This is a genomic window from Microcystis sp. LEGE 00066 (assembly GCF_015207925.1).
Taxonomy (GTDB): domain Bacteria; phylum Cyanobacteriota; class Cyanobacteriia; order Cyanobacteriales; family Microcystaceae; genus Microcystis; species Microcystis ichthyoblabe_A.
In genome coordinates this window covers 1-10,221 of record NZ_JADEVX010000158.1, presented here as the reverse complement: position 1 = coordinate 10,221, position 10,221 = coordinate 1, and the positions used below count along the sequence as shown (strand labels likewise).

The 10,221-nt window shown below is 42.4% G+C and carries 9 protein-coding genes and 1 pseudogene; 5 read left to right on the top strand and 5 right to left on the bottom strand.

Annotated elements, in window-relative coordinates:
• Positions 1-382 (bottom strand): transposase family protein (locus tag IQ224_RS18120; RefSeq protein ID WP_194033130.1); only part of this gene is annotated, 382 nt, incomplete at its 3' end.
• A 270-nt stretch (positions 383-652) separates the two neighbouring features.
• Here IQ224_RS18120 and IQ224_RS18115 point away from each other — a divergent pair.
• On the top strand, positions 653-1,006 hold the full coding sequence (locus IQ224_RS18115) for a hypothetical protein (protein WP_194033305.1): 354 nt from the start codon (positions 653-655) through the stop codon (positions 1,004-1,006).
• Here IQ224_RS18115 and IQ224_RS18110 read toward each other — a convergent pair.
• Positions 1,003-1,500 (bottom strand): HNH endonuclease, encoded by a 498-nt coding sequence (locus tag IQ224_RS18110; RefSeq protein ID WP_002785544.1) that lies wholly within the window; start codon positions 1,498-1,500, stop codon positions 1,003-1,005. The genes IQ224_RS18115 and IQ224_RS18110 overlap by 4 nt on opposite strands.
• A 521-nt stretch (positions 1,501-2,021) precedes the next feature.
• On the opposite strand from IQ224_RS18110, the gene IQ224_RS18105 reads away from it, so the two are divergent.
• The 3 genes and pseudogenes from IQ224_RS18105 to ppsA all read left to right on the top strand — a co-directional run bounded on the left by IQ224_RS18105 (position 2,022) and on the right by ppsA (position 6,710).
• A complete protein-coding gene (locus tag IQ224_RS18105; RefSeq protein ID WP_194033304.1) occupies positions 2,022-3,470 on the top strand; it encodes a pitrilysin family protein in 1,449 nt (482 codons plus the stop codon).
• 301 nt (positions 3,471-3,771) lie between these two features.
• Positions 3,772-3,903: pseudogene (locus IQ224_RS18100) on the top strand (UPF0175 family protein); the annotation flags it as partial.
• A 365-nt stretch (positions 3,904-4,268) separates the two neighbouring features.
• On the top strand, positions 4,269-6,710 hold the full coding sequence (gene ppsA, locus IQ224_RS18095) for a phosphoenolpyruvate synthase (protein ID WP_036402690.1): 2,442 nt from the start codon (positions 4,269-4,271) through the stop codon (positions 6,708-6,710).
• Positions 6,711-6,901: 191 nt separating this feature from the next.
• Here the strand turns inward: ppsA and IQ224_RS18090 are convergent, their stop codons facing one another.
• The 3 genes from IQ224_RS18090 to folD form a co-directional block, all read right to left on the bottom strand.
• A complete protein-coding gene (locus tag IQ224_RS18090; protein ID WP_002748057.1) occupies positions 6,902-7,234 on the bottom strand; it encodes a hypothetical protein in 333 nt (110 codons plus the stop codon).
• Between the two features lie 221 nt (positions 7,235-7,455).
• Positions 7,456-8,466, bottom strand: coding sequence for a hypothetical protein (locus IQ224_RS18085; protein WP_194033303.1), 1,011 nt, complete (start codon positions 8,464-8,466; stop codon positions 7,456-7,458).
• A 267-nt stretch (positions 8,467-8,733) separates the two neighbouring features.
• The gene (gene folD / locus IQ224_RS18080; protein ID WP_002748060.1) at positions 8,734-9,591 is read right to left on the bottom strand and encodes a bifunctional methylenetetrahydrofolate dehydrogenase/methenyltetrahydrofolate cyclohydrolase FolD; all 858 of its coding nucleotides are present in this window, start codon (positions 9,589-9,591) and stop codon (positions 8,734-8,736) included.
• An 89-nt stretch (positions 9,592-9,680) separates the two neighbouring features.
• On the opposite strand from folD, the gene IQ224_RS18075 reads away from it, so the two are divergent.
• Positions 9,681-10,221: OB-fold nucleic acid binding domain protein (locus IQ224_RS18075; RefSeq protein ID WP_194033302.1), on the top strand; the 541-nt coding region annotated here is incomplete at its 3' end.

The window sequence follows — 10,221 nt, the reverse complement described above, 5'->3', positions numbered from 1 at the left end:
TCTCTTCTTCCGTTACGTCATTTCTTCGGCTAACATTTAAAATATCTCCTTCTTTTAATTGTTCGAGTATATTCTCGGCTAGTCTTTTCGTATAGGTTCGTTTCTTGGCGACAAAATCTAACTCTTCACTAAAGGGTTTTCGACAATTATCGCACTTAAATTGACGACGATTAACCTGTAGGTACACTGGTTGACCTGAGATTGGTAAATCTTTGACTAAATGTCGATGATTTTGGTGGAGTTTATCGCTCTCTAACCCACAACGAGGACAGATTGCTTTTTGATTTTTCGATTCGATTTGGCAAACTATACCGATATTTTCTAGGTGTAGATAGCCTTGAATAGACGTTCCTTTTAGGTTCAAAAATTTGTCAAGTATCATAAGTAAAATACTCTGGTTTTTGGCTATTATATCAAATCTTAACTCGATTGTCTATCTTTTGATATTAACTTGTTTGTGCCGTAAGTGTCTCCCTGTATAGATTTCAGCTACTTTTAGGCGTAGGTACTCTCATCGAATTTTATTTTAAGTTAATTATTTGCATAACAATTCCCGAAGAGCCTAAATTTTTTTACTGATTAGTGTCCTTTCCAGCGAGGAAACGCTAGAATTTTCAGAGAAAAAATTAACAATCTTTCGGTAAGAAAAAAGATGAAAATCAAAAATAATCTGGGTTTATTTAGCTTAACCACCTCTCTACTGCTAGTTATCACCTCAGAAATCGTTCTTGCTTCCCAAGAACAAACCCTAGAACTGCCACCAAGTCAACCCCCCAGCGCCGATTTTTTCAAACCCGTCACCAATCTAATTAAAGATTTAAACCATCAGGGAGTAACCATCACCGATCCCAATGATCCCATGGCGGTGCGCTACCGAGTCAATTCCCCCTGTCGCGGTTGTTCGGTTTATCTAGGCACGGGAGTTGCCAATCCTCGCACCCAGACTAATAATAATGGCATGGGAATCAATTTTGGTCTTGGTTTCACCATGCCTTTTTCACCCTAAATACCGATGACATATTTACGCCATTCGTGATTGTGATTCCCCCTGGTGTGCTTTAATAGCTCAAAGTGGAGACTGCTGTAGGGACGACGCGGCTGGGCGCGTAGGGACATATTGGCCTCTTTTGGTGTACGATTGCCCTTATGCACATTACAACGCACACAAGCCGCCACTAAATTTTCCCAAGTGTCACCCCCTCCGCGAGAACGGGGAATCACATGATCGATGGTTAATTGTTCACCTCGGTAGAGACAGTATTGACAGGTGTGATGATCTCGTTCGAGAATATTACGACGGGTTAAAGGAATTTCCTTGTAGGGAACACGGACATATTGCCTAAGACGGATAACGGAAGGTAGGGGTAAGTCACGACAAACCACTTTTCCGTTATGTTCTAGGGATTCAGCTTTTCCTTTCAATAATAAAACGATCGCACGCCGCCAACTGGTAATATTTAGCGGTTCGTAGGAGGCATTCAACACGAGAACCTTGCTCATAGGTGTCTGGAGATCGCTTGAATTTACCCCGAATGGTAACACATATCACTGGGATTGGGACCTATTATACTCAATCCGTTGAGCAGATGCTACATATCAGGACAGCCGAACGGCAAGAGGCACTCATGCAAAAGGGTCCTGAGGTTGATGCGTTTCATTTTTGAATTGGCGAAGCTAGTTCGAGAGTTTGAATGCTCAGGACGCTGCCAAAGCAGCAATGCCGACCTCTAGTTTAGAATGGGTTTGGAGGGGGAACGAAAAATACTCAAGAATCTGATTGAAATTGGTGGTGCTAAACAAGTAATGATAAATCCAAAGAGGAATTATAGTGATGGATAAAATACTATATCTCCCCGATCCGTAGGCAATTTTGGACAATTAGGCATGGCGGAGAGACACTTGATTTTTAGCGACTATTCTATCATCATTACTTCTTGAGGACTACCGTAAAAAGCAAAAAGCGGCCAGGTTTGCCTTTTGTTCCCTCTTATCTATTCCTCTCAATAATTTCGACTCAAATCATGAAAAAACGCTTACAATGGCTAGGTTTAATCCTGCTCACCCTGATAGGTGTCCTCGCTTTTCGTTCCCCGGCAATTGCCCAAACCCCGCGACATTTTACCGATTTAACTTTTCCTCCCCTTCCTGAAGTTACAGTTCCCCAATACGAGCGCTATCAACTAGATAATGGGATGGTGGTTTATTTAGTGGAGGATCGGAGCTTACCTTTAGTAAGTGGTACGGCGATGATTCGGACGGGAGGAAGATTAGAATCCGGGGAAAAAGTCGGATTAGCCGATATTACTGGAACCGTGCTGCGTAGTGGTGGCACGGAAAAACATCCTTCTAATGTCTTAAATCAGTTATTAGAACAAAGAGCATCCCTAGTAGAAACCTCGATCGATCTTAATGCTGGAACTGCTAGTTTTAGCGCTCTTAGTGAAGATTTAGAAACCGTTTTTAATCTCTTTGCTGAGGTTTTGCGTTCCCCAGCTTTTGAAAATCAGAGAGTGGAATTAGCCAAAGTTCAGAAAAAAGGAGCAATTGCCCGACGTAATGATGATCCCAGTGATATTGCTAGTCGGGAGTTTAAAAAGCTAGTCTATGGTGATAATAGTCCCTACGCTCGTACTGTAGAATATAGCACTTTAGCTAATATTGACCGTCAGGATTTAATCGATTTTTATCGCACCTATGTCCGTCCCGACCAAATAATTTTAGGAATTGTCGGTGATTTTGATTCTCCCTCGATGAAAGCATTAATCAATAAGACTTTTGGCGATTGGAAAAATCCCGCCACTGCCCCTAAAATTCTCACCCCTTCGGCAACCCAAAAAAATCTTCAAGGTGTCTTTGTTGTCAATCAACCCCAATTAACCCAGAGTACGGTTTTATTAGGCCATCTTGGGGGTCGTTTGGATAGTCCTGACTATCCCGCTTTAACGGTATTAAATGAGATTTTAAGCGGTTTTGGTGGTCGTTTATTTAATGAAGTGCGCTCCCGTCAAGGATTAGCTTATTCTGTCTATGGTGTCTGGAATAGTCGTTATGATTATCCCGGTTTATTTATTGCCGGAGGTCAAACTCGCACCGATGCTACCGTACCTTTTATTAAGGCAATTTTAGGCGAAATCGAGCGCCTTCGCAATCAACCCGTAACCGCAAAAGAATTGGCAGATGCTAAAAATTCTATTCTCAATTCTTTTGTTTTTAAGTTTGAGAAACCTGCTCAAAATTTATCGCGATTGATGACCTATGAATACTATGGTTATCCCCAAGATTTTATCTTCCGTTATCAACAAGCGGTAAAAGGGGTGACAATTGCCGATATTCAACGAGTGGCCCAACAATATCTACAACCGAATCAAATTGTGACTCTAGTAGTGGGTAATGAACAGGAAATTCAACCTCCCTTATCCAGTTTGGGAACTACGGTTAAAACTGTTGATGTCACCATCACACAACTATAAATAAATCTAGGTTGGGTTAAGCTAAACTAGGCGAAATCCAACCTAGAAAAATGAGATAAATATAGCAGGAGATATGACTTTACAACTCACCATAAATTATCCTGAAAATTTACCCGATTTTCTTCAAAAAACACGAGAGTAATTCGAGAGAGAAGCAACCTGATCTATGGTAGTAAAACTCTTTGAGATGAAACCTAAGTAGGTAGGCGTTAAAAATTATCAGATGCCCCCCTTAATAAGGGGGGATTAAGGGGGGATCGAACCTAAAATCCATTTTTAATTTAATTATAACCAGCTACTTATTTCATCGGGTATGGCTGCCAATTTATTAGGAGTGGATAGGGTTAATTTTTTATTGAGATTGACCGATTTTGGCGTGGGGATAATTCACTTAACAGAAGAAGAACTATTATCAGACCTGGAAAATGCCTAAAACTGAAGGTGACGTATTGCTAAATTACAGCCCTTCTCATAAAAAAGTATAACCTAATTTAGTATTGACTCCTGACTGCTGACGACCGACTCCCCAAAAAGAAAACTTCCTATCTCACCATTGAGATAACTGCTGTAACTATTTTGAGATAACTAAGGCTATCATTGAGTAAAGTTACTGTTGAGACTCCTGATTAATTTGTTAATTTTTGTGTTAAATACCTAGACAATTAAACCCTTTAGAGATAGGGTAAGCGTGGCTGAGTTGGCTATTGTAGAGTTTTGTAAATAAATATCAAACTCAAGGATTTTTGAAGATGGTATGTCGCTAAACTGAAAGTATAGAGTACAGAGGTAAAAATACTTATGATGCTATTACAAGATGTTGCGAGAACCTCTAGAGAACAAGCATTAATTCTGTGGTTTGAAGAAGTAGATAGCAAAGATGTGGGATTAGTCGGTGGCAAAAACTCCTCCTTAGGCGAAATGATCCAACAATTAACCCCGAAAGGGATTAATGTCCCCACAGGATTCGCCACCACCGCTTACGCTTACCGTCACTTTGTCGAAAAAGCCGGACTAGACGCACAATTAAGACAAATTTTCCAAGATTTAGACGAAAACGATGTGCAGAACTTGCAGGAAAAAGGTAAACAAGCACGCACATTAATCCTCAATACACCGTTCCCCGATGATTTAAGTCATGCGATCGCTATTGCCTATCGCCGACTCTGTGAACGTTATGGCGATGATCTCTATCATTCCATCGATGTGGCCGTTCGATCGAGCGCCACTGCCGAAGACTTACCAGAAGCGAGTTTTGCTGGACAACAGGAAACCTATCTCAACGTGCAGGGAGTGAGGGGAGTTTTAGAAGCTTGTCATAAATGTTTTGCCTCTTTATTCACCGATCGCGCTATTTCCTACCGTCATCATAACGGTTTCGATCACTTTGCCGTCGCCCTTTCCGTCGGTGTCCAAAAAATGGTGCGCTCAGATCTAGCCACCTCCGGGGTGATGTTTTCCATCGATACGGAAACAGGGTTCAAAAATGCCGCTTTAATCACGGCAGCCTACGGTTTAGGGGAAAATGTCGTGCAAGGTGCCGTTAACCCCGACGAATATCTAGTTTTTAAACCCACTCTTAAAAACGGTTACAAACCCATCCTCGACAAACGCCTCGGCAGTAAAGCGATCAAAATGATCTACGATGATGGAGGATCGCGTCTAACCAAGAATATCCGAGTTAACAAGCTAGAACAGGATCAATTCTGCATTAGTGACCAAGAAATCCTCACTTTAGCCCGTTGGACGACCCAAATCGAGGAACATTACTCGCAAGTGCGCGGAACCTACACCCCCATGGACATCGAATGGGCAAAAGATGGGATCACGGGAGAACTCTTTATCGTTCAGGCGCGCCCAGAAACCGTACAATCCCAAAAAGCAGCTAATATCCTTAAATCCTACGAAATTAAAGAAAGAAGTCAAGTTTTAGCGGTGGGACGGAGTGTAGGTGCGGCAATCGGTCAAGGAAAAGCCAGAGTCATCCTCAGTGTAGATAAAATCAACAACTTTAAACCGGGAGAAGTTCTCGTCACCAATCGCACGGATCCCGACTGGGAACCGATTATGAAACAAGCAAGCGCGATCGTGACTAATCAAGGTGGTCGTACTTGCCATGCCGCTATTATCGCGCGAGAAATGGGTATTCCGGCGATCGTGGGTTGCAATAATGCCACGGAAACGATTAAAACCGGTCAGGAAGTCACCGTTTGCTGTGCGGAAGGGGATGAAGGGAAAGTTTACCTCGGATTGCTACCCTTTGAAATTCTTGAAACTCCCCTGGACAATTTGCCCCAAACTCGGACAAAAATCCTCATGAATATCGGTAATCCTGAAAAAGCCTTCGCTTTTGCCGATATTCCTGCCCAAGGGGTCGGTTTAGCGCGTCTAGAATTCATTATCGCTAACCATATTCAGGCCCACCCCAGCGCCTTGCTGAAATTCCACGAACTGGAAGAAGGGGACGTAAAAGACCAAATCGCCGAATTAACCAAACACTACGAGGATAAACCCCAATTTTTCGTCGATAAATTAGCCCGGGGAATTGCCATGATTGCAGCCGCATTCTACCCCAAAGATGTAATTGTGCGGATGTCCGATTTTAAATCCAATGAATACGCTAATTTATTGGGTGGCAAACCCTTTGAACCCAAGGAAGAAAACCCGATGATCGGTTGGCGCGGCGCTTCCCGTTATACTGATCCTAATTATCGCGAGGCTTTCGCTTTGGAATGTCGGGCGCTGAAAATGGTCCGGGAAGAAATGGGATTAACTAATGTGATTCCGATGATTCCTTTCTGTCGTACCCCCGAAGAAGGGATGAGAGTCCTTGAAGAAATGGCGAAAAATGGTCTCGAACGCGGGGTTAATGGTTTGCAAGTTTATGTGATGTGTGAGTTACCAAGTAATGTAATTCTTGCCGACCAATTTGCTCAGGTGTTTGACGGATTTTCGATCGGTTCTAATGATTTGACCCAATTAACCTTAGGATTAGATCGGGATTCTGCCCTAGTTGCCCATCTTTTTGATGAACGGAATGAGGGAGTTAAACGCATGGTGAAAATGGCTATTGAAACCGCTAAAGCCCATAATCGCAAAATCGGTATCTGTGGTCAAGCTCCCAGTGATTACCCCGAATTCGCTCAATTTTTAGTGGAATTAGGCATCGATTCCATCAGTCTTAATCCTGATTCTGTCCTCAAGACTTTATTGATGGTGGCAGCAGTGGAGAAAGGACAATAGTTTAGTGATAAAGGTGGGCAAGTCCCACCTTTTTTTGTATTGATATACAGCCTTTCTCATAAATATGGAGTATGACCTAATTTTGTATCGACGACCCACGACCGGCGACCGAATCCCTAAAACGAAAACTTCGTACCTCATCGTTAAGATAACTACTTTAACAAACCTATAACTCAAGATTTTTGTAGTCTTTAAATCCCCGCTAATTGTTGTAATTGCAAGAGAGGAGCAAAGGTATTGATATTAACATTAGTCATCACTGTTTCTTCTCCTGCGGCACATTCATAAACCACATAAGTCCAGATACCCGGATTATCTTCCTCGGCACTTTCTCCCTCATAAAAAGTGATTGTACCGTCATCTTCGCACTCGTAATAAGCGGAATAAACATCCTCCCATTCGCAATCGGAATCATTCATGGTTTCCTGAATTACCGTTAGTACCCCTGCGATGTGATGGGGTTGGGTTTCCACCTGCACTAAACGTTCTTCTTCCCAGATAAAATTATGCAGTTCTAGAGTCATATTTCTCCTTAGATATTAACAGATAATTAATTGAAATTTCCAATACTGACTAGCATCTTTTAACGCGGCTTTTACCGTCGATAATTGACTGAAATTTTTAAAGAAATAGAGCAAAATAAGATGATAATTTCTTCTAAAGTTAAGGCAAGTTTTTGATTATCACCAGAGGATAAAGAGCTATTCACCAATTGATAACATTCATAGATTTTCAAGAATAATTATTAGTTTTCTAAGAGATGGCGGTAGTTTTCTTCGAGATTTTCCGTTGCTTTGGTTAATTTTCCCTTTTCGTCTAGAATAGGTAGTTTCATGATTTCCGATGAAGCTTTAATTAAAAGTAGCAGCTCCCGAAACTTGGTTGCATCTTCCTCTAGATGGAGATTAAAATTAGCTCGTGACTCCAGTTCATTTAAACTCTGAATAGCTCTACTATTCAGACTATTAACCAGGTATTGTAACTCCTTAATTCTGCGCTGAACTTGTCCTAAAAAACTCTTACTTTTATCTAATTGATCTATTTTATTATCCACTTTCTTGGCGTATTCGATAGCTTTACTTAGGGCCTTTTTCCCTTCTCCTCCTAAGACAAAACCACCAATCATTAAAGCAGGTCCGACGGTAATACCTCCTAAAACCACTGTTCCCAAAGCCATACCACCACCACCAGCAGCTAAAGAACCACCTCCTAACCATGCTAAGGTAGCATTCCAAGCGGCTGCCCCACTAAGTCCACTAATTGCTGTTCCTGTACTAGCAGTACCGAAAAGACCAATTAATCCTAGGGTTCCCTGACTGGCTGCCGAGGCGACTCCCACTACTTTTAAACCCCCCACAGCCAAACTTTGCGCGTCCAAAACTTCTGCTTTATATTCCTTGAATTGTTCGGCAGAAAATCCCTCAAACCCTTCTAAGAAGCGTTGATGGGATGGGGAAGAATTTTGACCAAGTCTTTGACTATTTCTTTGATCAATTCGTCGAACAAACTTAACAAATCTGCCGATAGTGTTGATTTTGACATTAATTTGCAGTTGACCGTATTCTTCCGCGAATTTTTGGGTAGCTTGAAACTTTTTTTCTAGGGATTTATTGGCTTTTTTGTATCTTTGTTCGGCACTTTTGCCAATTTTTTCCGCCTTTTGTAGCTTAGAGACACCATCAGCACCAGCACTAACACCCACACCAGCAGTAACTAAGGCCGCCGCACCAAGAATAATCGGGATAATAAAGATCATGACCGAAAAGCTCCTAGTCTATCCAGTTTTGTCAAATTCTACCAACATAGTTAAAAAAAAATCAAGGATTGTATCGGTAGAATTACGGCTCTCTTGTTCTTTGTGTGATAAGTTTAACTTATATAGAAGTGATCAATCTTTGTGTCCTTTGTGTCTTTGTGGTTCGTTCCATGCACTCACCAGCAGGACTGTATTTTAGAATAGATTTTACCTACCGAATCCAAGAGAGCCGAATCACTGAATAGCTGATAGCTGGTAGCTGAGGATTTATAACTTGCGTTCGTAACTTAACAAGGTATTTTTTAATAACATTGCCACTGTCATCGGACCGACACCACCCGGTACAGGAGTAAGATAACTAGCCACTTCTAACACTCCAGCATAGTCCACATCGCCCACCAAACGGTCAGCGACGCGATTAATACCCACATCCACCACTACCGCACCAGGTTTTACCATATCCGGGGTGATTAAATTCGCTTTACCGACCGCAGGTACTAAAATATCAGCACTTCTGGTTATTTCTGCCAGATTTTCCGTGCGCGAGTGAGCAATAGTCACCGTGGCGTTTTCCTCCAATAACATTAAAGCTAAAGGTTTCCCTACTAGAATACTGCGACCCAGCACCACCGCGTGCTTACCGGCTATGGAAATATTATATTCTTTCAGCAGTGCCATGACCCCCGCAGGAGTACAACTGCGGATACAGTCCTCACCCCGCACTAAACCGCCTAAATTGAGAGGATGTAAACCATCAGCATCTTTTTTCGGGTCAATTTGGTAGAGAAGGGAAACCGCATCTAAATGCTTGGGTAAGGGTAATTGAATTAAAATCCCGTCCACCCGCTCATCTTGATTGAGACGGACAATTTCCGCTAAAATTTCTAGTTCACTTGTATCGGTAGGAAAATGACGACCAAAAGAGGCCATGCCGATTTTAGTACAAGCTTTCTCCTTATTGCGTACATAAACGGCACTAGCAGGATTATCCCCCACCATCAACACCGCTAACCCCGGAGGTCTTCCCATTGGAGATTTTAGCGTCTGGATGCGCTCTCCTAGACCAAGCTGGATTTTTTGAGCTAAGGCTTTCCCGTCGAGAATTTGGCAAGTAGTTACGGACATTCTATGATAATACCGAGAACAAAAATCTTTCGGATCCATTCTATGGTCAAAAAGATTGGCTAATCGCACTCGTTAAGGTTAAAGCAAGAATGTCTATCCAGACTCGTCTAGGGCGCATCAGCAGTTTATTGTTATTGCTAGGGTTATTCGGTTGTAGTACCCTTGCTGACCTCGGTATTGCCGTTCCCTACATCGGTGATCCTCCCCTAACAGCGATCGAGCAATTACAGGAAAAACCAAAAGGTGCTTTAGTTTATCTTAGGGGAACTGTGAGCAATTATGCCCCTTTTTTAGCGGGAGGAGCCTATCTTTTGCAGGATGGTTCCGGCAAGATTTGGATTCGCACCAATAGCAATAAATTACCCCGTCAAGGCGAAGAAATCGTCATTAAGGGCAAAATTGACTTTGAGGCTATTCCCCAGGGTTCCCAAACCGTTAACGAAGTGTATGTGGTGGAATTAGAACAGATGGATGCAGTAGCGGTTAATTCGGTTCCCACTCCTTCCCCGTCCCCGGAAATTAAACCTTCCCCCACCTCGGAAGTTAAACCCCCAGAAAACAATTCTCCCCCAGTCTCCACTAAACCCCTGGAAAATCCCCGACAGGTGACAATTCCCAGCGCAGCTGAAA

Coding starts and splice junctions, on each gene's coding strand:
- IQ224_RS18115 (WP_194033305.1), top strand. CDS start 653: ATGAAAATCAAAAATAATCTGGGTTTATTTAGCTTAACCACCTCTCTA.
- IQ224_RS18110 (WP_002785544.1), bottom strand. CDS start 1,500: ATGAGCAAGGTTCTCGTGTTGAATGCCTCCTACGAACCGCTAAATATT.
- IQ224_RS18105 (WP_194033304.1), top strand. CDS start 2,022: ATGAAAAAACGCTTACAATGGCTAGGTTTAATCCTGCTCACCCTGATA.
- ppsA (WP_036402690.1), top strand. CDS start 4,269: ATGATGCTATTACAAGATGTTGCGAGAACCTCTAGAGAACAAGCATTA.
- IQ224_RS18090 (WP_002748057.1), bottom strand. CDS start 7,234: ATGACTCTAGAACTGCATAATTTTATCTGGGAAGAAGAACGTTTAGTG.
- IQ224_RS18085 (WP_194033303.1), bottom strand. CDS start 8,466: ATGATCTTTATTATCCCGATTATTCTTGGTGCGGCGGCCTTAGTTACT.
- folD (WP_002748060.1), bottom strand. CDS start 9,591: ATGTCCGTAACTACTTGCCAAATTCTCGACGGGAAAGCCTTAGCTCAA.